The organism is Streptomyces sp. WMMB 714, assembly GCF_900090125.1.
GTDB classification, from domain to species: Bacteria; Actinomycetota; Actinomycetes; order Streptomycetales; family Streptomycetaceae; genus Streptomyces; species Streptomyces daqingensis.
The window spans coordinates 515,971-539,733 of record NZ_FMHJ01000003.1 but is presented as its reverse complement, the minus strand read 5'-3'; the positions used below and the strand labels follow the sequence as shown (position 1 = coordinate 539,733).

General features: G+C 71.6%; 17 protein-coding genes. 6 read left to right on the top strand and 11 right to left on the bottom strand.

Annotated elements, in window-relative coordinates; genetic code table 11:
* Positions 1-12: 12 nt before the first annotated feature.
* Positions 13-534 (bottom strand): (2Fe-2S)-binding protein, encoded by a 522-nt coding sequence (locus H181DRAFT_RS07665; protein WP_045863432.1) that lies wholly within the window; start codon positions 532-534, stop codon positions 13-15.
* A 303-nt stretch (positions 535-837) separates the two neighbouring features.
* Between H181DRAFT_RS07665 and H181DRAFT_RS07660 the strand changes: the two genes are divergently transcribed.
* The 5 genes from H181DRAFT_RS07660 to H181DRAFT_RS07640 all read left to right on the top strand — a co-directional run bounded on the left by H181DRAFT_RS07660 (position 838) and on the right by H181DRAFT_RS07640 (position 7,796).
* Entirely contained in the window at positions 838-1,686 is an 849-nt protein-coding gene (locus tag H181DRAFT_RS07660; RefSeq protein ID WP_045863431.1) for an SAM-dependent methyltransferase, read from the top strand.
* Positions 1,687-1,904: 218 nt separating this feature from the next.
* A complete protein-coding gene (locus H181DRAFT_RS07655) occupies positions 1,905-3,329 on the top strand; it encodes a glutamate decarboxylase (protein ID WP_045863430.1) in 1,425 nt (474 codons plus the stop codon).
* A 297-nt stretch (positions 3,330-3,626) separates the two neighbouring features.
* On the top strand, positions 3,627-5,738 hold the full coding sequence (locus H181DRAFT_RS07650) for a catalase (RefSeq protein ID WP_302622628.1): 2,112 nt from the start codon (positions 3,627-3,629) through the stop codon (positions 5,736-5,738).
* A gap of 179 nt (positions 5,739-5,917) precedes the next feature.
* Positions 5,918-7,054, top strand: coding sequence for a non-homologous end joining protein Ku (locus H181DRAFT_RS07645; RefSeq protein WP_045863428.1), 1,137 nt, complete (start codon positions 5,918-5,920; stop codon positions 7,052-7,054).
* 127 nt (positions 7,055-7,181) lie between these two features.
* Entirely contained in the window at positions 7,182-7,796 is a 615-nt protein-coding gene (locus tag H181DRAFT_RS07640) for an SAM-dependent methyltransferase (protein WP_045863427.1), read from the top strand.
* A 42-nt stretch (positions 7,797-7,838) separates the two neighbouring features.
* On the opposite strand, the gene H181DRAFT_RS07635 is transcribed toward H181DRAFT_RS07640, so the two are convergent.
* Positions 7,839-8,723, bottom strand: coding sequence for an SDR family oxidoreductase (locus H181DRAFT_RS07635; protein ID WP_045863426.1), 885 nt, complete (start codon positions 8,721-8,723; stop codon positions 7,839-7,841).
* 182 nt (positions 8,724-8,905) lie between these two features.
* Between H181DRAFT_RS07635 and H181DRAFT_RS07630 the strand changes: the two genes are divergently transcribed.
* Positions 8,906-10,048 (top strand): glycoside hydrolase family 15 protein, encoded by a 1,143-nt coding sequence (locus tag H181DRAFT_RS07630; RefSeq protein WP_045863425.1) that lies wholly within the window; start codon positions 8,906-8,908, stop codon positions 10,046-10,048.
* A 68-nt stretch (positions 10,049-10,116) separates the two neighbouring features.
* On the opposite strand, the gene H181DRAFT_RS07625 is transcribed toward H181DRAFT_RS07630, so the two are convergent.
* The 9 genes from H181DRAFT_RS07625 to H181DRAFT_RS07585 form a co-directional block, all read right to left on the bottom strand.
* Positions 10,117-12,657 carry a beta-galactosidase gene (locus H181DRAFT_RS07625; protein WP_052708490.1) on the bottom strand — a complete coding sequence of 847 codons (2,541 nt, stop codon included), beginning with the start codon at positions 12,655-12,657 and terminating at the stop codon, positions 10,117-10,119.
* Positions 12,658-12,795: 138 nt separating this feature from the next.
* Entirely contained in the window at positions 12,796-13,617 is an 822-nt protein-coding gene (locus H181DRAFT_RS07620) for a formylglycine-generating enzyme family protein (RefSeq protein WP_045863569.1), read from the bottom strand.
* Positions 13,618-13,795: 178 nt separating this feature from the next.
* Positions 13,796-15,253, bottom strand: a complete 1,458-nt coding sequence (locus H181DRAFT_RS07615) for a sulfatase family protein (RefSeq protein WP_045863424.1) — start codon at positions 15,251-15,253, stop codon at positions 13,796-13,798.
* A 90-nt stretch (positions 15,254-15,343) separates the two neighbouring features.
* The gene (locus H181DRAFT_RS07610; protein WP_045863423.1) at positions 15,344-16,774 is read right to left on the bottom strand and encodes a glucoamylase family protein; all 1,431 of its coding nucleotides are present in this window, start codon (positions 16,772-16,774) and stop codon (positions 15,344-15,346) included.
* 85 nt (positions 16,775-16,859) lie between these two features.
* Positions 16,860-18,710 carry a GH39 family glycosyl hydrolase gene (locus H181DRAFT_RS07605; protein ID WP_254666740.1) on the bottom strand — a complete coding sequence of 617 codons (1,851 nt, stop codon included), beginning with the start codon at positions 18,708-18,710 and terminating at the stop codon, positions 16,860-16,862.
* Between the two features lie 193 nt (positions 18,711-18,903).
* Positions 18,904-19,773, bottom strand: a complete 870-nt coding sequence (locus tag H181DRAFT_RS07600) for a carbohydrate ABC transporter permease (RefSeq protein WP_078895555.1) — start codon at positions 19,771-19,773, stop codon at positions 18,904-18,906.
* The gene (locus tag H181DRAFT_RS07595; protein WP_045863421.1) at positions 19,770-20,753 is read right to left on the bottom strand and encodes a carbohydrate ABC transporter permease; all 984 of its coding nucleotides are present in this window, start codon (positions 20,751-20,753) and stop codon (positions 19,770-19,772) included. Before H181DRAFT_RS07595 ends, H181DRAFT_RS07600 begins: the two co-directional genes overlap by 4 nt.
* 4 nt (positions 20,754-20,757) lie before the next feature.
* Complete coding sequence (locus tag H181DRAFT_RS07590) at positions 20,758-22,008, bottom strand: sugar ABC transporter substrate-binding protein (RefSeq protein WP_045863420.1); 1,251 nt, start codon at positions 22,006-22,008, stop codon at positions 20,758-20,760.
* A 159-nt stretch (positions 22,009-22,167) separates the two neighbouring features.
* On the bottom strand, positions 22,168-23,262 hold the full coding sequence (locus H181DRAFT_RS07585; RefSeq protein ID WP_045863419.1) for a LacI family DNA-binding transcriptional regulator: 1,095 nt from the start codon (positions 23,260-23,262) through the stop codon (positions 22,168-22,170).
* Between the last annotated feature and the right edge of the window lie 501 nt (positions 23,263-23,763).

Genomic DNA, 23,763 nt, shown 5'->3' with positions numbered 1-23,763 from the left:
GGGGCCTTCCGGTCAGGACCCGTCGCGGACGGCGCGGACGGCGGCGCGGATGTTGGGGTACGCGGCGCAGCGGCACAGGTTGCCGCTCATCCACTCGCCGATCTCGCCGTCGGCGGTGTGGCCTTCCGCCAGCAGTGCGACGGCGGACATGATCTGGCCCGGGGTGCAGTAGCCGCACTGCAAAGCGTCCTCGGAGATGAACGCCTTCTGCATGGCGTGCAGTTCGCCGTCGGCGGAGAGCCCCTCGACGGTCGTGACCTCGTGGCCCTCGCAGGCCAGGGCGAGCGTGAGACAGGCCAGCACCCGCCGCCCGTCGACCCATACGGTGCAGGCGCCGCAGGCGCCCTGGTCGCAGCCTTTCTTGGAGCCGGTCAGCGCCAGGTGCTCGCGCAGGGCGTCGAGCAGGCTGACGCGTGGTTCGACGTGCAGATGCCGCTCGGTTCCGTTGACCGACAGGGTGACGTGTACCGGCCCGGGGCCGCGCTCCTCGAGACCGGGGCCGTGCTCGGTGAGCTCCGGGCCGCGTACGGACATGCACAACCTCCGAAGATCGTTGAATTCTTCGCATACTAGGACAATCGCCGGGCGATCCCTCGGACCGCGACGGGCCGCGACAGCCAGGGCGGAACACCCCCGGACCTTCCGGACGAGAGGCCGCGGCGGCGCGGCGTGCGCGTGCGGCCCCGGGCGCTCCCGAGAGCGAGCCGGCGCCGCCCGAGGGCCGCCGGCGCCCCTCCCCCGCTCAACTGCCCCTGCGCGGGCGGTGTGTGACGGCGCCACGCAGGAAAGACATCGGGATGCGGAAGCCCCGCGGCTGGGCGGCAGGAGGACCGGCACATGGCGGACGGGAGCAACGACGACCCCGACGGGCTGCTCGACCTGCGGGTGGACCAGCCGCACTCGGCACGCGTCTACGACTACTACCTCGGCGGGAAGTCGAACTACGAGGCGGACCGTGAGGCAGGCGACCGGGTCATGGCCGTATGGCCGGGCGCACCGGTCGCGGCACGGACGAACAGGGCCTTCATGCACCGGGCGGGCCGGGTGCTGGCGGCCGAGTACGGCATCGGCCAGTTCCTGGACATCGGCACCGGCATACCGACCGAGCCGAACCTCCACCAGGTCGTGCAGGACGAGAACCCGCACGCCCGCGTCGTCTACGTCGACAACGACCCCATCGTCCTCGCGCACGCCCGCGCCCTGATGGACAGTTCGCCCGAGGGCCGCACCGCCTACGTGCACGCCAGCGTCACCCGGCCGGACACGGTCCTCCGGGCGCCGGAGCTGACGCGCACGCTCGACCTGTCCCGGCCCGTCGCCCTGAGCGCGCTGGCGCTGCTGCACTTCGTGCCCGACGAGTCGGGCGCCCACGCCGTCGTCGCGCGCCTCGTCGACGCGCTGCCCTCGGGGTCGGCGCTCGTGCTCTCCCACGGGACCGGCGACTTCGACCCCGAGGCCATGGACAAGGTGGCCCAGGTCTACAGGAGCAGCGGCACCACGGCTCAGGCGCGCAGCAAGGAGGAGTTCGCCCGCTTCTTCGAGGGGCTCGACCTCGTCGCGCCGGGCATCGAGGTCCCGCACCGGTGGCGCCCGGACGCTCCCGGCGCCGCCCGCATCGGCACGGAGCAGGACGCCGTCGACGACGCGACCGTGGGGCTCTGGGCGGGAGTGGCGATCAAGCCCTGACGGACGGGGCACCGGCCGAAGGGGGTACCGACGGCGGGCTGCCCGTACGGACGGCGCACCCGCCCGCTCGTCGCCCGGGACGCCTCGGCCGTCCCGGGCACCCCCATACGCAGCAGCAGCGCGGGCACCGTGGGCGGGGCCGCCGTAAGTTCGCGGCAGCAGCCCCTCGACGCCGGACCCTCCGCACGCGGGCTGCAGCAAGGGAGGCGCTGACCACGATGCCGCTGCACCCGGGCCCGGCCGGCCGCGACGAGGGTCCCGCGCGACGGGACCTCTCATCGGTGAACCCCCTCTACGGCGTGGCCGACCCCGTCGCCGGGATGAGGGTCGAGCCGCCCCGCCACCGGCTCCCCGACGATCCGATGACGGCGCGCGCGGCAGGCCGCCTCGTCCTCGACGAGCTCATGCTGGACGGCAACGCCCGCCTGAACCTGGCGACCTTCGTGACGACCTGGATGGAGCCCGAGGCGGACGGGATCATGGCCGCGTGCCGTGACAAGAACATCGTCGACAAGGACGAGTACCCGCGCACCGCCGAACTGGAGCGCCGCTGCGTGGCGATGCTCGCCGACCTGTGGAACGCGCCGGACCCGGCGTCGGCCGTCGGCTGTTCCACCACCGGCTCCAGCGAGGCGTGCATGCTCGCCGGCATGGCGCTGAAGCGGCGGTGGGCACGCCGCGCGGGCGGCCGATATCCGGCGAGCGCCCGGCCCAATCTGGTGATGGGCGCCAACGTGCAGGTGTGCTGGGAGAAGTTCTGCAACTTCTGGGAGGTCGAGGCCCGCCAGGTGCCCCTGGAGGGCGAGCGTCTGCACATCGATCCGGCGGCTGCCGCGGAGCTGTGCGACGAGAACACCATCGGCGTCGTGGCGGTGCTCGGCTCGACGTTCGACGGGTCGTACGAGCCGGTCGCCGAGGTGTGCCGGGCGCTGGACGATCTGCGGGAGCGGAAGGGCTTCGACGTGCCGGTGCACGTGGACGCCGCCTCCGGCGGGATGGTGGCCCCCTTCCTCGACACGGACCTGGTGTGGGACTTCCGGCTGCCGCGCGTGGCGTCGATCAACACGTCCGGCCACAAGTACGGCCTGGTCTACCCCGGTGTGGGGTGGGCGCTGTGGCGGGACGCGGACGCCCTGCCGGAGGAGCTGGTCTTCCGCGTCAACTACCTCGGCGGGGAGATGCCGACCTTCGCGCTGAACTTCTCCCGGCCGGGCGCGCAGGTCGCCGCGCAGTACTACACCTTCCTGAGGCTGGGGCGCAGCGGCTACCGCGCCGTCCAGCAGAGCGCGCGCGACGTCGCCGGGAAGCTCGCCGGACGGATCGAGGCGACGGGGGACTTCCGGATGCTGACCCGCGGCGAGCAGCTTCCCGTCTTCGCCTTCACCACCGCCCCCCACGTCACGGCCTTCGACGTCTTCGACGTCTCGCGCCGCATGCGGGAGCGCGGCTGGCTCGTCCCCGCGTACACCCTTCCGCCGCACCGCGAGGACCTGGCCGTCCTGCGCGTGGTGTGCCGCAACGGGTTCACCTCCGACCTCGGCGAACTGTTCGAGGAGGATCTCCGCGCGCTGCTGCCCGAACTGCGCGCCCAGCAGGCTCCCCTCGGACGTCCGGCCTCGGTCGCGACGGCGTTCCACCACTGACGCGTACGAGTTCGCGCCGCGCGCCGGGTGCGGCGTGTGCACTGAACGGGTCACGTTCCGGACCGTATGCGCCGTTTGTCGGCACTCTCCACGGATACCCCTGCTCAGTCCGGCCAGAAGAAAGCGCCCCTTGTTGGAGGACCGGTGTCAGAGACCCGTCGAGCTCGAGACAGCAGGAACCGTCCCGCCCGGGATGCGCAGATCCCGGGACGGCCCGGCCCCCGACCGCCGCAGTCGGAGGAGCCCGTCATCCCGAGGGATCCGCTGCCGCCCAAGCCGGACCAGGAAGGCCCGGCGATGTACTCGCCCACCGGCGAGTCCGTGGACGCCGATCCCGCCGTACGCGCACAGACCGGGTCGCGTCTGACCACCGCTCAGGGCCTGCGGCTGCCGGACAGCGACCACTCGCTCAAGGCGGGACCGCGGGGGCCGGTGCTGCTGCAGGACCACCATCTCCGCGAGAAGATCATGCACTTCGATCACGAGCGGATCCCCGAACGCGTGGTCCACGCCCGCGGCGCGGCAGCCCACGGACACTTCCGCGGTTACGGAACGGCCGCCTCGGTGAGCAGGGCGGCGTTCCTCGCCGAGGGGACGGAGACGCCGGTCTTCGTGCGCTTTTCCACCGTTCTGGGCTCGCGGGGCTCGGCCGACACCGTGCGGGACACCCGCGGATTCGCAACGAAGTTCTACACCTCCGAGGGAACGTTCGACCTGGTGGGCAACAACATCCCCGTCTTCTTCATCCAGGACGCGATCAAGTTCCCCGACGTCATCCATGCCGGCAAGCCGCATCCCGACCGCGAGATCCCTCAGGCCCAGAGCGCGCACGACACGTTCTGGGACTTCGTCTCGCTGCACACCGAGGCCACGCACCACACCATCTGGAACATGTCCGACCGCGGCATCCCCCGCTCGTACCGGATGATGGAGGGCTTCGGAGTCCACACCTTCCGCCTGGTGAACGCCGACGGCGGCACGACCCTGGCGAAGTTCCACTGGAAGCCGGCGCTCGGAGTGCACTCCCTGCTGTGGGAGGAGGCCCAGCTGATCAACGGCGTCGACCCGGACTTCCACCGGCGGGACCTCGCCGACGCGATCGAGGCGGGCGCCCATCCCCAGTGGGAGCTGGGCATCCAGACCTTCCCGGACAACCCCGGGCAGACCTTCGAGGGCATCGATCTGCTCGACCCGACGAAGATCGTCCCGGAGGAGGCCGCGCCCGTTCAGCCCATCGGCCTCATGACGCTCGACGCCAACCCGTCGAACTACTTCGCGGAGACGGAGCAGGTCGCCTTCCACCCCGGCCATCTCGTGCCGGGCATCGACATCACCGACGACCCGCTGCTCGCGGGCCGGCTCTTCTCCTATCTGGACACCCAGATCAGCAGGCTCGGCGGCCCCAACTTCGCCCAGCTGCCCGTCAACCGCACGCACGCCGGAGTCAACGACATGCTGCGGGACGGCATGCACCAGACCGCCGTGCACGCCGGTGTCGCTCCCTACCGGCCCAACTCCCTCGACGGAGGGTGCCCGTTCCTCACGGGTGCCGGGGACGGCGGCTACGTGGAGGTCCCGGTCGAACTCCCGGAAGGAGCGGCCAAGGTCCGTGAGGCCCCCGCCTCGTTCGCCGACCATACGAGCCACCCGCGCCGGTTCTGGCTCTCGCTCTCACCCGTGGAGCGGGAGCACGTCATCGCCGCGTACACGTTCGAGCTGAGCAAGTGCTACGAGGACACCGTCAAGGAGCGCAACCTGCGCGTCCTCGCCGACGTCGACCCCGAGCTGTGCGGGCAGGTCGCGGCCGGACTCGGCCTTCCCGCCCCCGAGCCGTCCGGGCCCCTCGCCGAGGTGGCGCCGAGTCCCGCGCTGTCGCAGCTCGGTCGCAGCTGGCCCACCGCGGGCCGCGTCATCGGCATCGTCACCGACGGCTCCGGCGACCTGGACGCCGTACGTGCGCTGCGCAGCTCGATCCTCGACGGGGGCATGGTGCCGCTGGTCGTCGCGCCGGCCGGGGGAAGCCTCGGCGAGGACGGCGAACCCCTCACCGTCCAGCGCACCTTCGCCAACGCCCGTTCCGTCGAGTTCGACGCGCTGCTGGTCGCGGGCGTGCCGGCGCAGGGGGACGACGCCTACGGCGCCCGCGACGCGAAGGCGGGACAGGCCCGACGCGACGGCACAGCCCCCGACCCCAGGGTGCTGAAGATGCTCTCCGAGGCGTACCGGCACGCGAAGGCGCTCGGCGGCTGGGGGACCGGCACGGAGGTCTTCGCGGCAGCCGGCGTCCCCGCCGGAGCGCCGGGCGTCGTCACGGGCGGCGACCCCTCGGCCGTGCTCCGGCATGTCGTGGCGCTGCTGGAGGAGCACAGGGTGTGGGAACGCTTCCCGGCCGGTGCGTCCGCCACCTGAGGCGAGAGCCGTACGCGGACCGCTCACGGTCGTCGCCGTGTCGCACCACCGGCCCACCTGACGCGGACGTGGTGCGACGCGGTGAGGGGGTACCCGGAGCGTGCGCGGCCGGGCCCCGGCGCGCCGGTGGAGGGCCGGCCTCCGACGATCACCGCACACGGCCGTAAGGAGACGACGCGATGGCACGCCCGATCTGGAGCGGAGTGATCACTTTCGGTCTGGTGACCGTCCCCGTGCAGCTGTTCGCCGCCGTCCGGGACCACACGATCCACTTCCACCAGCTGCAGCGCGGCACGAGCGACCGCGTACGCAACCGGCGCGTGAACGAGCGCACCGGGAAGCAGGTCGACTACCAGGACATCGTCAAGGGCTACGACCTCGGGGACGGGGAGTACGTCGTCGTCGAACCCGAGGAGCTGGACGAGATCGCTCCCGGAAAGTCGCAGGTCATCGAGGTCAGCGGCTTCGTCGACCTGGAAGAGGTGGAGCCCGCGTACTTCGACCGCACGTACTACCTGGCACCGCGCGGCGAGGAGTACGGCAAGGTCTACCGGCTGCTGCGCAGCGCGCTCGCCGAGACGGGCAAGGCCGGCGTCGCGACCTTCGTGATGCACGCGAAGGAGTACCTGGTGGCGCTGCGCGCCCAGGGCGAGGTGCTGGAGCTGCACACCCTGCACTGGGCGGACGAGGTGCGCGACCCCCGGGAGGAGTTGCCGAGGCTCCCGGAGCGCGAGCGGACCCGCGGCAACGAGCTGCGCAGCGCGAAGCAGCTCATCGACGCCATGGCGATCGACTGGCGGCCCGAGGACTACGAGGACACCTACGAGACGAAGGTGCGCGAACTCGTCGAGGCCAAGCACCAGGGCCGGGAGGTCGTGACGGAGGAGGCGCCGCCCGAGGCGACCAACGTGGTGGACCTGGAGGAGGCGCTCAGGCGGAGCGTCGACCAGGCGGGCACCGGCCGCGGCTCCCGGGGCGGCAAACGCGGGTCCGGGGGGTCGCGCGGCTCCCGGCGCGGGTCCGGAGGGGCCGGGCACCGGTCCGGCGGTGGCAGGAGCGGAAGCGGCAGGACGGGCGGCTCGAAGGCAGGCGGGGCAGGCGGGTCAGGCGGGAAGGGCCGTGGCGGCGCGGCACGCGGTGCGAAGGCGGGAGCCGGGAAGAGGCCGGCCCGCAGTGAGCTCGAGGGTCTGAGCAAGCAGGAACTGTACGAGCGCGCCGGCGAGCTGGAGATCCCCGGGCGCTCGAGGATGAACCGCTCCGAGCTGGCCGAGGCCGTCGCCGGCTCGCAGCGGTCCGCCGCGAAGGCGGCCTCCTGACGGGAGCCGCCGGGCGGGACGGGCCCCGCCGGAGATGCGACCTTCGTCACGCGATGCGAAGCTCTGGGGAGCCCCGCTGCGACTCCGCAGCGGGGCACCGGATGCGCAGCACGCGAGGTGGTCGTCGATGAACACGCCCAACGCCTACTTCGAGCAGTTGTACAGCGACTCACGCGATCCGTGGAGCGTCACGGAGCAGTGGTACGCGCAGCGCAAGTACGACCACACTCTCGCCGCCCTGCCGCAGCGCCGGTACCGGACCGCTTTCGAGCCCGGCTGCTCGGTGGGCGTCCTCACCGGGCGGCTGGCCGAGCGCTGCGACAGCCTCCTGGCCACGGACAGGGTCGCCGCGGCCGCCGAACTGACCGCTGCCCGCACCAGGCACCTGCCGCACGTAAGGGTCTCGCAGCTCACCGTCCCGGAGGAGTGGCCGGACGGCCGCTTCGAGCTGATAGTGCTCTCCGAACTCCTCTACTACTTCGACGACTTGACGCTGCGGGAGGTGCTGACCCGCACCGTGGACTCGCTGGAGCCGGGCGGCACGCTCGTCTCCGTGCACTGGAACCACCCGGCGCCCGAGCACCACCGCACCGGCCGCACCCTCGCACCCGTGCTCAGCGCGATACCCGGTCTGACCCTGCTGACCGACTGCCGCGACCCCGACTTCACGCTGCACGTCCTCGGCCGTCCCGACGGAGGAGGCCGCATGCTCTCGACCGCGGCACGTGAGGGGCTGCTGTGATCCGGGCCCGAAGCGCCCGGCGCGCGGACGGCCGGCCCCGCCCTACGGGAGCGGGGTGCCGCCGGTCGCGTTGACGATCTCCGCGGTGATGTAACTCGACTCCTGCGACGCGAGGAACACGAACGCGGGCGCCATCTCGGCGGGCTGTGCGGCGCGTCCCAGCGGACTCTGCTTGCCGAACTCCTCGGTGTCGGGGAGCGTCGCGGGAATGAGCGGCGTCCAGACGGGGCCGGGCGCGACGGCGTTGACGCGGACGCCGCGCTCGGCGAGGTTGCCGGCGAGGCCCTGGGTGAACGTGACGATCGCGCCCTTCGTCATCGCGTAGTCCAGCAGGTGCGGGCTCGGCTTGTACGCCTGGACGGAGGTCGTGTTGATGATGCTCCCGCCCTCCGGGATGTGCGGAAGCGCCATCTTGCACAGCCAGAACATGCCGTAGAGGTTCGTGCGGACGACCCTGTCGAACTGCTCGGTGGGGATCGCGTCCAGTCCGTCGGGCCGTGACATCTGGTAGGCGGCGTTGTTGACGAGCACGTCGATGCGCCCGAACTCGTCGACGGCCTTGTCGACGATCTGCCGGCACTCCCGCTCCTCCCTGATGTCGGTCGGCACCGGTACGGCCTTGCGCCCCGCCTCCTCCACGAGGCGCACCGTCTCCCGCGCCTCGCCCTCCTCCTCCGGCAGGTACGTCAGCAGTACGTCGGCGCCTTCGCGTGCGAAGGCGAGGGCCACCGCACGGCCGATGCCGGAGTCCCCGCCGGTGATGACGGTCTTGCGGTCCTGAAGGCGGCCGCTGCCCCGGTAGCTGTCCTCGCCGTGGTCCGGACGGGGCTCCATGCGGTCGGTGTAGCCGGGGTGCTCGTCGTCCTGCGAGGGGAAGGGGGGCTCGGGCTGCCGGTGCTTGGGGTGCTCCGTACCGGACTCGGACATGCGGTGCCTCCTGGATCTGGCGGAACGATCGCGTCGCCCCTGGTACCCGCACGGGGCGGACGCTAACGGCGCTGCGGGAGCCCGGGCCGCGGCCGTCGCCGGGTGCCCGCCCCTTCCTGGCCCGCCCGGCCTTCGGTAAGGTCGCGGCTGCACTGATGTAAGCGCATACACAGGAGATGGCGATGGCTGCCGACCCGCACACCACAGAGGCCCTCCCCGGCACCCGCCGCGCAGCGGTGGACGTGATCCTTCGCCACCAGCACCCCGGCGGCGGCTACCCGGCCTGCCCCTCCTTCGAGGTCTACGGGTACTCCTGGTTCCGTGACGGCGCGTTCATCGCCGAGGGCGCCGACCGTGCCGGGGCGCCGGACAGCGCCCGCGCGTTCCACCAGTGGTGCGCCCGCGTCCTGACCTCGCGAGCCGGGCGCATCGAGGCCCTCGTCGGCACGCTGCGCTCCGGCGGCGCACCCGCCTCCGGCGACTGGCTGCCCGCCCGGTACACGCTGGAGGGGGACGACGAGGGCGACACCGGCTGGTGGAACTTCCAGCTCGACGGGTACGGCACCTGGCTGCACCTCCTCGCCGCACATCTGCGGCGCCACTCGGCCGACCCCGCACCGTACCGGGAGGCCGCACGCCTGGCCTGCGACTATCTGGCGGCTTCCTGGAACACGCCGTGCTTCGACTGGTGGGAGGAGGACAGCCACCGCAGGCACGGCGCGACGCTGGCGTCCATCGAAGCGGGACTGCGCGCCGCACCCGCCGCCGGACTCGTCCACGGCGGGACGGCGGAGCGCGCGCTCGCGGCGGCGGACGACGTCGCGGCGACCGTGCGGCGGGAGGGCGTACGCGACGGGCATCTCGTCAAGTGGATGGGGGAAGGCGGCGCGGTGGACGCCAGCCTGCTCAGCGCCCTCACCCCCTTCGGCCTGGTCGGGGGCGAGCCGGCGGAGAGGACGCTTGCCGCGGTCGAACGCGATCTGCTGCACGAGGGCGGTGTGTACCGCTACCTGGACGACACCTTCTACGGAGGCGGCCGCTGGCCGGTGCTCTCCGGGCTGCTCGGCTGGCACTACGCGCGGACCGGCCGCACCGGGGAGGCGCGGGCGCTGCTGCACTGGATCGACGGGCAGTTCACGCGGGACGGGCTGCTGCCCGAACAGGCCCCGGAAGGGCGGCGGCTGGCCCCCGAGCGCGAAGCCGAGTGGCTGGACCGCTGGGGCCCGAACGCCACTCCGCTGCTCTGGTCGCACGCGATGTACCTGATCCTCGCCGACGAGCTGGGCGAGCTCGACTCGGCGCCCGCGCGGACCCGGCAGGCATAGGGGCACATGCGCGCCGGGCCCGCGGCGTACGGCGCTCACCGCCGTACGCCGCAGGCCCGGGCCGCGTCCTACCCCAGCCGGACGGTGAACTCGGGGCGCCGCACGCGCAGCACCGTACGGCCGCCCTCCCGCGAGGACTTGGCGCCCTCGCACCGGGCGCCGCCCTCCACGGCCACCACGGACTCGCCGCCGCCCACCGCGCGGAACGTGACCTCGCCCTTGCGGATGCCGGTGATCTCGGCGGTGGCGTACGCGATCCGCCCGCCGCCGGCGTCGAGGTCCAGCGGGAGCATCGCCCCGCTGCGACCGGGGATCCGCAGCTTCTCGCCGCCGAAGAGCGCCCTGCCCTTCTCGGAGACGGTGAAGACCTGGTCCAGGCCCGAGGTGACGTTCAGGGCGTGCAGCAGGCGCCCGCCGTCGTCGTCGCGCGTCGTCAGCAGGAAGAGCCCCGGGTCGGTGGGGCTGTGGGTCAGCGCCGGAGAGGCGCCCAGCGCCTTCAGGGCGCTCATCCAGAAGTCCAGGTCGCAGCGGTAGTCGGTGGTGACGACGACGGCGCGGCCCTTGCCCACCGGGATGTCGAAACCGCAGCCCTTGCCGGTGCTCAGCTCCTCCAGCACCGTCTCGCCCCTGGACGGCGTGCACAACTGGGCCCGTGCGATGCGGACTTCGGCACGCGGGGCGGCCCAGCCGTGCGAGGTCGCCGACAGCCAGAAGCGGTCGGCGTCGGTCATCGTCTTCCCGGCCTTCAGCCCGAGCGCGTCCGCGAGGTCCGTGCTCCTGCGGCCCGCCATGTCGGCGACGGGGAGCTTGCCCGAGAGCAGCAGCTTGCCGCCGGCCCTCAGGTACCGGACGAGCTTGCGCTGCACGCCTGTTGCGAGGTTCTCGCCGGTGGCCAGCGCGAGTACGGGCGTACGGTCCGGGTCCAGCTCCGCCGACTGGACGTCGAGGGCGCGGTAGCGGAACCCTCCCAGCAGCATCGCCCGGGAGAGCGCGCCGCGCGGGCCGAAGCCCCTGATCTCCTCGATGTCCGCGAGGATCGCGTCGGCGCTCTCGCGCTCCGGCGGGTGGTACTCGGTCAGGTAGTGGTCGGGGACGAAGCCGAGCGCGACGTCGTCGTACGTCGGGACCATCCCCGCCAGGGCGCCGGCCAGGCCGTTGACGGCGTGGACGGTCTCCTTCAGCGGCTCGTAGCTGAGGTTCTTCCTGCCCTCCGGGTCGACGGGCGCGGAGAAGCCGTGGCGCTCACCCGTGATGCCGATGCGGTCGTTGCCGTCGCCGGCGGGCTTGTCGAGCTTCGGGTTGAACCCCCCTGAGAAGAGGTAGTAGTTGATCATCTTGACGCCCTGGGCGAGGCAGAGCCGCGTCTTGAGGTCGCCGCTCTCCGCGTCCTCCTGGTTGTCGAGGTTGTCGCCGTAGTCGGCGTGCCCGGCGTCGAACTCCAGGGCGCTCAGCGGCTGGTCGCCGTCCTGCACGGACTCCGTGAAGGCGTTGATGAGGTAGAGGTCGGTGACGTTCTTGACCGTGAGCCCGCCGAGGTAGAAGTCCGAGCCGGAGAAGACGCCCGGCTCTCCCGACCACGTCTCCATCAACTGGCTGATGCCGATGGGGAACTTCCTCGCGCCGCCGTCGCTCGTGCCGTGGATGTTGATCAGGAACGGCACGCCCGTGAGCCCGTTGCCCTCCGCCGACTTGCGCAGCGCCCTGACGTACCGGGCGAAGCGGCCCCGCATGAACTTGCCCAGGTCGTGCATGAGGGCGGGGGAGTAGGCGTCCTTGGGAGCGCGGATCGCCTTGTCGCGTTCGCCGGCGGGGGCGTCCGCGAACGGGTAGCGGTCGGAGAGCTTGTCGCCGTACGTCTCGTCGAGCCAGCCGTTGAAGTCCTCGAGGGCGCCGTCGGAGAGGGAGGGGTGGTTGCTGACCCAGTTGAGCATGCCGATCTCGTTGTCGAGCTGGCAGGCGATGACTCCGGGGCGTCCCTTGCGGTGCTTGCGCTTCGCGATCACCGGGATCACCGCGTCGTACCAGCGCCGCACCTCCTTGAGGTAGGCGGGCGCGAGGTAGTCGACGGTCTGGGCGGTGTCCTTCTGCCCGTCCCAGCCCTTCGCGACGATCTCCGGGTGCTCCTCGCGCACGCGGGCCGGGACGCCCTCGCCCTTCAGCTCCGCCATCGTGAAGGGGCCGGGGCGGGCGATGACGTGGAAGCCGTTGTCGAGGCACAGGTCCAGGAAGGCGCCGAGGTCGCGCTCCTCGCGGGTGCGGCCTGTGACGTCGATGGAGCCGTCGGACGTCTCGTGCCACATCCACGGGATGTAGGTGGCGATCGTGTTGAGCCCCGCCTCCTTCGCCAGGTCGAGGCGCGACTGCCAGTCGGAGCGCTCGAGCCGGAAGTAGTGGATCTCGCCCGCGAGGATCAGGACGGGCTCGCCGTCGATCAGCAGCCGCTTCCTGCGGTAGGTGACCGACGGCTTCCCCTTGTCGCCGAGGACACCGCCGGCGGCGGGGGCGATAGCGGCGGCCGGGGCGGTGTTCATGCCTGTCGCGACGGCGGCGACGGCCCCCGCGCCGCCGAGTACGGTGCGGCGGCGCGGAGTTGAGGGCTGGGACGTCATGTCTGGGTCTCTCCGTGAGGTCGTGGGGTCGGGACGGGTCCCTGTACTGGCCGACGACGGTGCGCCGTGACCGTATGCGCTTACAGGAAGCGCATACAAGAGGTGCGGGTGGAACCTGTGACGTCCGGGCATGAGAGGTCAGCAGGCCACCCTGAACCCGGTGTTGCCGGAAGTGCTGTCAGGGGTGTTGGCCATCCGGGCGGAGGTCCGGTAGCGCACGCAGTACGACTCGTGGCACAGGTGCGAACCTCCGCGCAGCACGCGGGTGCCGCCTTCCGGGGGCCCCTCGGGGTCCGTTCGCGGGCCGTCGAGGTGGAAATCCGTGCTGAAGCGGTCCGCGCACCACTCCCAGACGTTGCCCGTCATGTTGAACAGGCCGTAGCCGTTGGCGGGGAAGGCGTCGACGGGGCAGGTTCCGGCGTAGCCGTCGGCCGCGGTGTTGGTCTCGGGGAACGTGCCCCGCCAGATGTTCATCCGGTACGTGCCGCCCGGGTCGCGCCGCTCGCCCCACGGGAAGGGCATGCCGGCGAGGCCGCCCCGCGCCCCGTACTCCCACTCGGCTTCGGTGGGCAGCCGCACTCCCGCCCAGTCGCAGTACGCCAGGGCGTCGCCGTGCGAGACGTGCACCACCGGATGGTCCGGGCGGCCCTCCACGTCCGAGGCGGGGCCCTCCGGGTGGCGCCAGTCGGCGCCGAACACCTGCCGCCACCACGGGGCGGACGCGGCCGCGCGGGTGGGCGGGAAGTCCCGCGGCAGGAAGCCGCCGAAGACGAAGGACCAGCCGAAGCGTTCGGCGTCGGTGCGGTGGCCGGTGGCCGAGGCGAACGCGGCGAACTCCGCGTTGCTCACGGCCGTCGAGGCGAGGGAGAACGGGGAGAGCGTCACCTCGCGCACGGGCCCCTCGCCGTCGGCCGGGTACGGCCCGTCCTCGCAACCCATGCGGAAGCGGCCGCCGTTCAGCCGGCGCCAGCCGCCGTACGGTTCGCGCTGGCGTCCCTCCGGAGCGTGTGGGCCCCGCTGCCCCGGCCCGTGGCCCGCGCCGTGGCCGCTCGGCGACGGCGGTCGCGCGGGCGGCCTGGCCGGGGCGCAGCACGCGGGCCGCGGTCCGGGCCCGCCGGGCGGAGAGGACATGGCCGGCTCACCCCCGGCCACGTTCCAGCGGCAGCACACCCTCCGGTGTGTCCCCGTACTGCTTCTGCAACTCGGCCAGCTGCTCCTTCAACTCCGCGACGACGGGGGCGTATTCGGGATCGTCGTAGCGGTTGTGCAGTTCCTCGGGGTCGGCGGCGAGGTCGAACAGCTCCCACTCCGGTTCCCTGCGCTCGCCGCTCGCGCCGGAGGCCCCGGAGCCGTGCCCCGGGTAGTGGATGAGCTTGTGGGTGCGCGTCCGGACGCCGTAGCTGGCCTGGACGTGGTGGTCGCCGTCCAGATGCATGTAGTAGCGGTAGTACACGCCTGTCCGCCAGTCCTCCGGCGTGGAGCCGCGCAGCAGCGGCAGCAGGCTGCGGCCCTGCATCCGCGCGGGCGGCTCCACGCCCGCGAGGTCGAGCAGTGTGGGGGCGAAGTCGACGTTCGCCACGAGGTCCTCGTTGACGGACCCGGGCGCGACGACGCCCGGCCAGCGCATGACGAGCGGAATGCGCATGGCCGGGTCGTACATGAACCGCTTGTCGAACCAGCCGTGTTCACCGAGGAAGAAGCCGTGGTCGGAGGTGTAGGCGACGGCGGTCCCCTCCGACAGCCCGGCCGTCTCCAGCCAGTGCAGAACCCTCCCGACGTTCTCGTCGAGGGCGGCGACCACGCGCAGGTAGTCCTTGATGTACCGCTGGTACCGCCACTCGCGCTCCTCACGCTCCGAAAGCCCCTCCGGCACGGGCTCCTTGAGGTCGTGCGCCTCCAGGTCGGACATGGCGAGCCGCGCCTCGGACGCGGCGGACGCGCGGCCCCGCAGGTCGTCGTGGAGCGTCGGGGGCGCCGGGATCTCCTCGCCGGCGTACAGGTTGCGGTGCCGGTCGGCGGGCTCGAACGAGCGGTGCGGCGCCTTGTGTTGGATCAGCAGGGCGAACGGCCGGCCGGGGTCGCGCTTGTCGAGCCAGCCCAGTGCCAGATCGGTGATGATGTCGGTGACGTAGCCCTGGTACCGGCGTTCGCCCTCGGCGGTCAGGAACGTCGGATCGTGGTAGACGCCGTGCTCGGGCAGGATCTCCCAGTGGTCGAAACCGCGGGGGTCGCTGTCGCCGCCGTGTCCGAGGTGCCACTTGCCGATGATCGCGGTCTGGTAGCCGGCCGCCTGCAGCATCTCCGGGAAGCTCGGCTGCGTGGCGTCGAAGGTGTGGTCCGGGCCCTGGAGCGAGGTCATGCCGTTGACGTGGCTGTAGGCGCCGGTCAGCAGCGTGGCCCGGGCGGGTGAGCAGATCGCGTTCGTGCAGAAGGTGTTGTCGAACCGCATGCCCCCGGCGGCCAGTCCGTCGACGGCCGGGGTCCGGTTGATGACGCTGCCGTAGGCGCCGATGGCCGGGACGGCGTGGTCGTCCGTCATGAACAGCACGATGTTGGGGCGCTCGTCGGCCGGGCGCTCGTCGCTCGTCGGAGTCATGACGTCCTTCCTGCGGGGCCGGCGGACGCACGGTGCGGTGCGGGGGACGGCACCGTGCGACCGCCGGCCGTCTGGTGTGACCGGCGAGGATCAGGCTATGCCGAAGTCCTCCTTCGCCAGCAGCGGCCTGACCCTGCGGTCGAACCCGCCGGTGCGGAACGGGCGTTGGAGCAGCCCGGGGCGGAGCACCTGCGCGAGACCGGCGGCGACCATGCCCTGGTCCAGGGCGAGCATGTAGTCGCTGACGGTCCCCTTCCGCACGTCCACCGAGTCCCGGAAGCCGAGCCCCTTGTGGTACGCCCCGAAGTCCTCAGCGATCTTCAGCAGGTTGGACACGGACTCGGCCGGCTCGTACTGCATCGCGAGGAAGGAGGCGTGCGGTGTGACGACGCCCTTGGACTCGTAGCCGTCGACGGTCATGCCGATCGCGTCCACGCCGTACTCGCTGTAGCCGCCCGCGGGGATGTTCGCGGGGGAGAAGCCCCAGTAGCCGTACTTCTCCTCCTCCAGGCCGTGTTCGATGTGGCTGCGGATGTAGCGCTTGTGCGTGAGGCCCCACGCCTTCGGCGACCACTCGGCCTCCGGCACGAACAGCGGGACCATCAACGCCTCGAACATCGAGCCGCCCCAGCTGGGGACGAGCTTCCGTCCGCGGTAGGTGTAGTGGCCGCGGAAGAGGCGCACGCCGTCGACCGTCACGTACTCGCCCTCGGGCTTCTGCTCCTGCTCGTTCTCCGGCACCATCGTGCGGAACGTGTGCCAGTAGTGCTCGCCGGGCAGGCTGCCGTCCCCGATGCCGAGGTAACTGGCCATGCGGGGCTCGGTGTTGAGCGATCCGTACCAGTGGCTGGTGAAGGTGTCGTCGTCCGTCCAGTAGCCGCCGTGCAGCTGGCCGGGGTTCTGCGCCGGGTCGTCCTCGTCGAAGGGCGTGTAGAAGAAGGACCAGTCGGCGTCCGCCAGCAGCTTCTCGACGCGGGGACGCAGCGAGGGGTCCGCGTCGGCGGCGATACGCAGCCCCGTCACGAGCCAGGCGTTGTCCACCGAGGAGAGGAACGGCCGTACCTCGTCGCCCGTTTCGGGCCACTCGGTGAGCACGTCGCCGGTCGAGGCGTCGTACCAGTTGAGCCAGAAGCCGTGCGCCCGGTGCAGCTTCTCCACGGCGGAGACCGCACCCGCGAGCCGGTTGTGCATCGTGCGGCGGCTGATCACCCCGAGGCCGGCGGCGGCCACGGTGGACCACATGCCGCAGCCGATGTTGGTGGGGGAGGTCTGCACGCTCCGCTCGGGCTTCGAGCCGCTGACGTCGACCTTGTCGGTCGCGAGACCGAAGTCGGTGTGCATGGCCTCGATGGAGCGGTAGGTGTCGGCGAACCAGCGGTGCAGCAACGCAGCCGTCCTGGTACCGCCGGCGGCCTTGCCGCTTCCGGCGCGGCCGAGAGCCGAGGCGGGGGCCGCTCCGGCGCCGAGGGCGAGAGCGGCCGTGGCGCCGGCGCCCGCCGTGAGGATTGTCCGTCGGTTCATTGTGTTGCGACTCCTTCGTTCGGTTCGGAAGACAGGAAGCCGGAGACGGAAGCGGCGGGGCCCGAGCCGGGGGCCCCGCCGGTGGTCAGACCCTGGTGAGCCGCAGCGCGCGGATGCCGGGCATCGGCAGGTCGACCGTGAGGGAGACGGAACCGCCGGGGCCCGTGGTCACCGTCTCCAGTTCCTCCTCGAACAGCCGGTCCGCGTCGCGGAGCCGGGCCCACTGCTGCTCGTCGGGCCAGTCACCGCCGCCCAACTCGTCCCAGACCGCCTGGATGTTGGAGTGCTCCTCGTCGACGCTGCGGAGCGTCACGGCGTAACGGGCGTCCGCCGGGAGGCCGTTCACGACGACGGTCGCCCCGCGGTTCAGTGCGGGAGCGCCGTCGATCTTCGTCTGGTCGAGCGTGCCGTTCCAGCACAGGACGTCGACGGTCGAGAAGTCGTCTCCGCGTGTGGCGAGCGACTCGACCAGCGCCTCCGCGCCGTCACCGGACACGGAGGCCGGGACTCGTCCGCCCGCCAGCTGCGAGAGCATCCGCAGCGCCCAGAACCGCGGCTTGCGCAGGTTGCCGACCGTCAGCAGCCCGAAACCGCCGTGGAAGAGCTTCGGCGGCCGGCCGAGCTCCTCGAAGTGGTCGGTGGCGACCCAGTACGCGAGGCAGTCCGTGGACTCCAGCGCGCTCTTCATGCCGCGCAGCACGAACGGCGCGGAGAAGACGGAGTCGCTGACCCGGTGGAAGTGCGTGGGCGTCACGCCCCATTCGGTCCACAGGATCTCCGGCTCCGGCTTGCCCGTCGCCTCCGCGAACGAGCGGGTCTGGGGGCGGAAGTCCAGCGGCGCGTTGCCGTAGGTGTGGGTGGAGACGAAGTCGATGGGGACGTCGTTCTCGCGGCAGTGCTCCAGCAGCGGGCCGACCCACTTGGCCGCCGCGGAGCCGGGGCCGCCGACCGGTATGCGCGGGTCGACGTCCTTGATCGCGCGGACGGCGGTCTCGTACAGCAGGTGGTACTGGGCCTGGGTGCCGTTCCAGAACACCTCCAGGTTGGCCTCGTTCCAGATCTCGAACTCCCAGCCGGCGACCTCGTCCGCGCCGTATCGCTCACGCAGGTGCTCGGTCGCCGCGCGGCACAGCTCGCCCCACCGCTCCCAGCTGCGGGGGACGGACGCGATCCCCTTGTAGTCGAAGATCGTGTACTCGGGGTCCAGCGCCAACTCGGCAGGCATGAAGGAGAGTTCGACGACGGGCTTGAGTCCCAGCGCCAGGAAGCGGTCGTAGACCTCGTCCATGCCGGAGAAGTCGAAGGACCCGTCCGGCCGCACGCTCACCATCTCGGGCAGGAAGGTGCCGTGTGCGCGCACCGTGCGGACGCCGAGTTCGTCGCGGACGATGCCCAGGGCGTCGGCGTACTCCCTGGCGACGTCGGCGCCGCCGGGACCCGGCTCGTCCCAGATCAGCATCGACAGGTGCTCGGCGCCGATCATCCGGTTCCACACGGGCGGCAGCTGTACCGGCGCGGCGGAGGCGTCGACGGAGACGGTCACCTCGGCGGGCTGCGAGCCGGGCGCCTTCGGGCAGCCGCGCACGGCTTCGCCGGAGAGCGGGCCGGGACCCGCGTCCGTCCAGGAGGCCACCTTGTACCAGTAGCCGCGGCCCGCCTCGACGAGCGAGTCGGCGTACGGCGGCGCGGGCACCGCCAGCACGTCGCCGCCGCGGTGGTCCAGCGGCTCGAACGGCCCGTCGACGGTGTCCGCGCGGTGGACCAGATACCCCAGGGCGCCCTCGACCGGCTGCCAGTCGAGGAGCACGTGACCGGTCCCGTCCTCCGAGCGGAGCCCGGCCGGTGCGGGAAGGTCGGCGGTGCCGGTGAGCGGCTGGTCGCTGGGGAGGCCGATGCGCTGCTCCCAGTCGAGGCGAGCGGCGTTCTTCTCGGTCATCGTGTGGTTCACCTTTCGATGGATGCGCATACACCGCGGGCCCGCCGGAGGCAGGGGCCGGGCCTGCCCGGCGGGCGGGAGGGCCGCGGTGAGGGCGGAGCCGGCGTGGTGCGGCTTGCGAACGGAGCGTGGGGGCACCGGAGTTGAGCGGGGACGGTCGGTGGCGGTCGGTGGGCTGCCGGACCGGGCCTGCCTACTTGAGCCCGGCGGTGGCGATGCCCTGCGTGAAGTAGCGCTGCAGGACGATGAAGACCAGCAGCACCGGCAGCACGACGAGGAAGGCACCCGCCATCAGCACGCCGTTGGAGCCGTTGGTCTTCGTGGGGTCGATGGCGAAGGTGGCCAGCGCGACCGGAAGGGTGTACTTGTCGGGGTCGTTGGTGGCCACCAGGGGCCAGAGGAAGTTGTTCCAGGACTGCAGGAACGTGAAGATCGCCAGCGTGGCCAGGGCCGGTTTGACCAGCGGCATCGCGATCCGCCAGAAGATGAACCACTCACCCGCTCCGTCGATGCGGGCCGCCTCCAGGAGCTCGTCCGGGATGGCCGACATGAACTGCCGCATCAGGAAGACGCCGAAGGCACCGGCCGCGAACGGCAGGATGAGCGCCGCGTAGGAGTCGATCAGGCCCATCTTGCTGACCATCACGAACATCGGCATCAGCATCAGGTTGTGCGGCACCATCAGGGCGCCCAGCACGAGTCCGAACACCGGGCGCCTGCCCGCGAAGTTCAGCTTCGCCAGGGCGTAGCCCAGCATGGAGCAGAAGACGAGGTTGCAGCCGGTGACGGCCACCGCGACCAGCGTCGAGTTGAAGAAGTGCGACCCCATGTCGAGCAGGTCGAGCAGCTTGTCGAAGTGGACGAGCGTCCACTCGTCCGGGATCCACACCGTGGGGCTGGCGCCCAGGTCGCGCTCCGACTTGAAGGAGGAGAGCACCATCCACAGGAACGGCGTCGTCATCACCAGGACGCCGGCCCACAGGGTGGCCACCCTCAGCCTTCTGCCGGTCCGCTCGCCCTTGTGCAGCGGACGACTGGCCGTATCGCTCACCTGCGCGGTCATCGGGTCTTGTCCTTCAGCAGACGGAGCTGGAGCAGGGTGATCGCGAGGATGACGGTGAAGAGCACGTAGGCCATCGCGCTGGCGTAGCCCATGTGGAAGAAGTCGAAGCCCTCGCGGTACATGTCGAGCGAGACGGTCAGGGTGCTGTTGTCCGGACCGCCCTCCGTCATCACGAACGGCTCCTCGAAGACGTTGAGGAAGCCGATGGTCGTCATCACGCTGACGTAGAGCATCGTCGGACGCAGCAGGGGCACGGTGACGCTGCGGAACTCCTGCCACATGCTCGCGCCGTCGAGCCGCGCGGCCTCCCGCACCTCGGTGGGGATGCCCTGCAGCCCGGCGAGGAAGAGGACCATCGCCGTGCCCATGTTGCGCCACACCGCCATCACGATCAGCGACGGCATCGCCAGGGCCTTGGAGCCGAGGAAGTCCGGGGACGTCAGGCCGACTTCGGCGGCAAGTCCGGAGATGAGGCCGTCGGCCGGGTCGAGCACGAAGCGCCACACCACGGCCACCGCGACGATGCTGGTGACGACGGGGGCGTAGAAGCCGACCCGGAAGAAGGTCCGCAGCCGGCCGACGCCGGAGTTGAGCAGCACCGCCGCGACGAGTCCGGCGCCGACGGTCAGCGGCACGCCCAGGATCACGAAGTAGCCCGTGTTGAACAGGGCCGTCAGGAAGCGGTCGTCCTCGAAGAGGCGCGTGTAGTTCTCCAGGCCGATGAACTCCGTGGAGAACGGGTCGCGGACGTTCGCCAGCCCGAAGTCGGTGAAGCTCATGACGAGCGTGGCGACGATGGGCACGGCCATGAACGTCAGGAACAGCACCAGGAACGGGGAGGAGAACATCCACCCCGGGAGGTTCTGCACACTGAGCCGGTCCCGGCGGCGCGGCCCCGCGTCCTTGCCCGGCCCGGCCCCGGGCCGCACCTTGCCGGTGCTGCCCGGGGCTCCCCTCCGGGAGTCGGTGGTCGTGGTCATCCGGTCAGTCCACCAGGCCCTGGGTCGCCTTCTGCATCCAGGCGGCGGCCTTCTCCGGGGACTCGCCCTTCTGCGAGATGCGGGCGACGCCCTCGTCGATCTTGGAGGCGAACTCCTCCCACTTGGCGAGCGGCGGAACGGTCTTGGCCGTCTTGAGCTGCTCCTCGAAGGCGTCGAGCTGCTCCGGGGCGTTCTTCAGCGCCGGCTCGTCCCACGCCGCCTTCTTGGCGGGCAGCGACTTGGCCATCTCGTACCAGCGGCCCTGCTGCTCGGTCTCGGTGAGGAACTTCTGGAACTCCTTCGCCGCGGCCTTGTGCTCGCTGTCCTCGAAGGTGACGAGGCTGGCGCCGCCCACCCATGAGGTGCTGGACTCGTCCGCCGGGAGCGGGGCGGTGGCGTACTTCCCCTTGAGCTGCGGCTGCTGGTCCTTGATGTTGTTCACGATCCAGGGGCCGGAGATGAACATGGGGGCGTCGCCGGAGCCGAAGTCCTTGACCACGTCGTAGTCCGGCGGCGAGCTCTTCCTGGACAGGCCCTTGTCGAAGTAGTGCGCGTACTCCTCCAGCGCCTTCACGGACTCCGGCGAGTCCAGGGCGGGCTTGCCCGACTTGTCGAGGAGCTTGCCGCCGGCCGAGTAGAGGAAGGGCAGCCAGGTCTGCCAGGTGCCGACGTTGGCGGGCTGGTGGTAGGTGCCCCACTCCGCCTTCGCCTTGTCCTTGTAGGCCTTCGCGAGCTCGCGCTGGTCGTCCCAGGTGGCCGGGGGCTCGTCCACTCCGGCCTTCTCGGCCAGGTCCGTGCGGTAGTAGAGCGCGCGGGTGTCGACGTACCAGGGGACGCCGTACGCCTTGCCGTCCTTCACGCCGCTGTTCCAGGCGGCGGGGAAGAAGTCGCCCTTGTCGAAGGTCTTCTCGTCGACGGGCTCGAGGGCGTCCAGCTCGATGAACTCGCCCATCATCGTGCTGCCCATCTGGGCCATGTCGGGGAGCTCTCCGGCGGCCACGGCGGAGGTCAGCTTCTGGTGGACGACGTCCCAGCCGACCGGAGTGACCTTCACCGTGATGTTCGAGTGCTTCTTGTTGAACTCCTTGCCGAGCTTCGCGAGGTGCTTGCCCTCCTCTCCCATGCCCCAGACGGTGAGGGTCTGCTTGTCCTTGGCGGAGGCCTGTTCGCTCCCCCCGCTGCCGCAGCCGGTGAGCAGCAGCGCGAGAGCGGTCGTGGCCGCTGTGGCGGCGGCGATGCGGGGTATGGGCTGCATGGAGGGGCTCCTCCTCGTTAGCGGAGCGTTATGGGGCGCCGGATGTTCGTAGGCCGAGGCCGGGGGACTCGGGCGGCCGCGTGGCCGTAAGAGAGTCTGTAAGCGCATACATACTCTGGAAGCGACCGCCCGGGCGTGCAAGGCCCGGGGGTATTACGACTATGTAACGGAAGCCGTGTCGGGGACCGCGTCGTGGCCGTTCGCGCAACCGCAGCTGGACCGCCGGATCACGGAGACCGGCAGCACCCGCGACTCGGGCTCGCGGTCGCGGTCCTCCAGCCGTGCGACCAGCAGGTCCACCGCCTCCTCGCCGAGCCGGCGCATCGGCTGGCGGACGGTCGTCAGCGCGGGGGTGACCAGACGTCCGAGCGGGATGCCGTCGAACCCCGCCACGGCGAGGTCCTCGGGCACCCGCACTCCGCGGCGGTTCAGTTCGGAGAGCGCCCCGACCGCCATCTGGTCGTTGGCGAACACGACTCCGCCCGGGAGCTCCGACCTGCTGTCGAGCAGCTCCGCGACGGCCTGGCGCCCCTCGGCCTGCGTCAGCCTCGTCCGTACGTCCGGGCGCTCGGGCACCGGAAGCCCGGCCTCCAGGTGAGCGGCCTGGAAGCCGCGGAAGCGGGCCTCGCCGTCGGGGGAGTCCTCCGTGCTCCCGACGAAGGCCAGCCGCGTGATGCCGTGATCGGCGATGAGGTGCCTGGTCAGAGCCAGTTCGCCGTCGAAGTTCGCCACTTCCACGTGGTCGAGGTGGTCGAGCGGCGCGTCCTCGCGCGGACCGGCCAGCATCACCACGGGCAGCCGCCGCGAGATCACCTCGAGTTCCTCGGTGGGGACCGTGCGGGCCAGCACGGCGAAGCCGTCGACCCGGCCGGCCACGTCGGCCACGAGGCTCTTGGGGCCCTCCGCGAGAGACGCGGCGATGAGCAGCGCGTAGCCGTGGCGGCGGGCGGCGCGCTCCATGCCGCGGATTATCTCGTCGGAGTAGAGCATCAACTCGGCGTCGCCGTAGTCCCCGTCGGGGTCCTCCGCGTCCGGGTCCGCGTAGTCGGGGAAGCACAGGCCGAGGACGCGCGTGTTGCGGCTGGCGAGGCCCCGGGCGTTGCCGCTCGGCACGTAGCCGAGTTCGCGTGCCGCCTCCAGTACGCGCTCCCGCGTACCCACGCGGACGGAGTCCGGGGCGCGGTAGACTCGCGAGACCGTCGCGATCGAGACGCCCGCCCGTCCGGCGACGTCGTACACAGTGGGAGCACTCACGCGACCGATGCTCTCCTGCCTTGCCGCGGCCGTGCCGGCCGATGGATTGAAAGCGCATTCATCGTACGACGCCCCCGAAGGCGACGGCAAGAAGGCGACGAGGGAGCACCGGCCCGACGGTGATCAACTTCCCTGCGGCGCCCGGCGTCCGGGCCACCCGCCGCACAGGGCGTTCCGCAATCGCTTGCCCCGTCCGCGGCTCCGCTCCTCGCCGCTTCCCGCTTCCGCCGGCCCCTCGGCGCACTCCCGGCCCGTGTCCGACGAACTGCTTTCGGCCACTGATCCAACCGTCTGAGCGCTCGCCGCGCCCCCGCCCCGTGGCCCCCGGCGGGCCCGAACTCGCGCCGCACGCCTGCTACTTCAGGTAACGCCAGCTCGGTACGTACCTGGTGGGCGCGGGGGAGGGGCGGACGCCCGGCCGCAACTGGCCGCCGGGCGCCGAGCGTTCGCATCCATGGCCAGAGCTTCGGCGGAAACTCGACTGCGCGAAACCTTGCCGGG

What these genes read in the sequence shown, in the direction of transcription:
- H181DRAFT_RS07665 (WP_045863432.1), bottom strand. Translation starts at nt 534, where the DNA reads ATGTCCGTACGCGGCCCGGAGCTCACCGAGCACGGCCCCGGTCTCGAG.
- H181DRAFT_RS07595 (WP_045863421.1), bottom strand. Translation starts at nt 20,753, where the DNA reads ATGACCACGACCACCGACTCCCGGAGGGGAGCCCCGGGCAGCACCGGC.
- H181DRAFT_RS07610 (WP_045863423.1), bottom strand. Translation starts at nt 16,774, where the DNA reads ATGAACCGACGGACAATCCTCACGGCGGGCGCCGGCGCCACGGCCGCT.
- H181DRAFT_RS07590 (WP_045863420.1), bottom strand. Translation starts at nt 22,008, where the DNA reads ATGCAGCCCATACCCCGCATCGCCGCCGCCACAGCGGCCACGACCGCT.
- H181DRAFT_RS07635 (WP_045863426.1), bottom strand. Translation starts at nt 8,723, where the DNA reads ATGTCCGAGTCCGGTACGGAGCACCCCAAGCACCGGCAGCCCGAGCCC.
- H181DRAFT_RS07650 (WP_302622628.1), top strand. Translation starts at nt 3,627, where the DNA reads ATGTACTCGCCCACCGGCGAGTCCGTGGACGCCGATCCCGCCGTACGC.
- H181DRAFT_RS07645 (WP_045863428.1), top strand. Translation starts at nt 5,918, where the DNA reads ATGGCACGCCCGATCTGGAGCGGAGTGATCACTTTCGGTCTGGTGACC.
- H181DRAFT_RS07640 (WP_045863427.1), top strand. Translation starts at nt 7,182, where the DNA reads ATGAACACGCCCAACGCCTACTTCGAGCAGTTGTACAGCGACTCACGC.
- H181DRAFT_RS07605 (WP_254666740.1), bottom strand. Translation starts at nt 18,710, where the DNA reads ATGACCGAGAAGAACGCCGCTCGCCTCGACTGGGAGCAGCGCATCGGC.
- H181DRAFT_RS07600 (WP_078895555.1), bottom strand. Translation starts at nt 19,773, where the DNA reads ATGACCGCGCAGGTGAGCGATACGGCCAGTCGTCCGCTGCACAAGGGC.
- H181DRAFT_RS07655 (WP_045863430.1), top strand. Translation starts at nt 1,905, where the DNA reads ATGCCGCTGCACCCGGGCCCGGCCGGCCGCGACGAGGGTCCCGCGCGA.
- H181DRAFT_RS07660 (WP_045863431.1), top strand. Translation starts at nt 838, where the DNA reads ATGGCGGACGGGAGCAACGACGACCCCGACGGGCTGCTCGACCTGCGG.
- H181DRAFT_RS07615 (WP_045863424.1), bottom strand. Translation starts at nt 15,253, where the DNA reads ATGACTCCGACGAGCGACGAGCGCCCGGCCGACGAGCGCCCCAACATC.
- H181DRAFT_RS07630 (WP_045863425.1), top strand. Translation starts at nt 8,906, where the DNA reads ATGGCTGCCGACCCGCACACCACAGAGGCCCTCCCCGGCACCCGCCGC.
- H181DRAFT_RS07625 (WP_052708490.1), bottom strand. Translation starts at nt 12,657, where the DNA reads ATGACGTCCCAGCCCTCAACTCCGCGCCGCCGCACCGTACTCGGCGGC.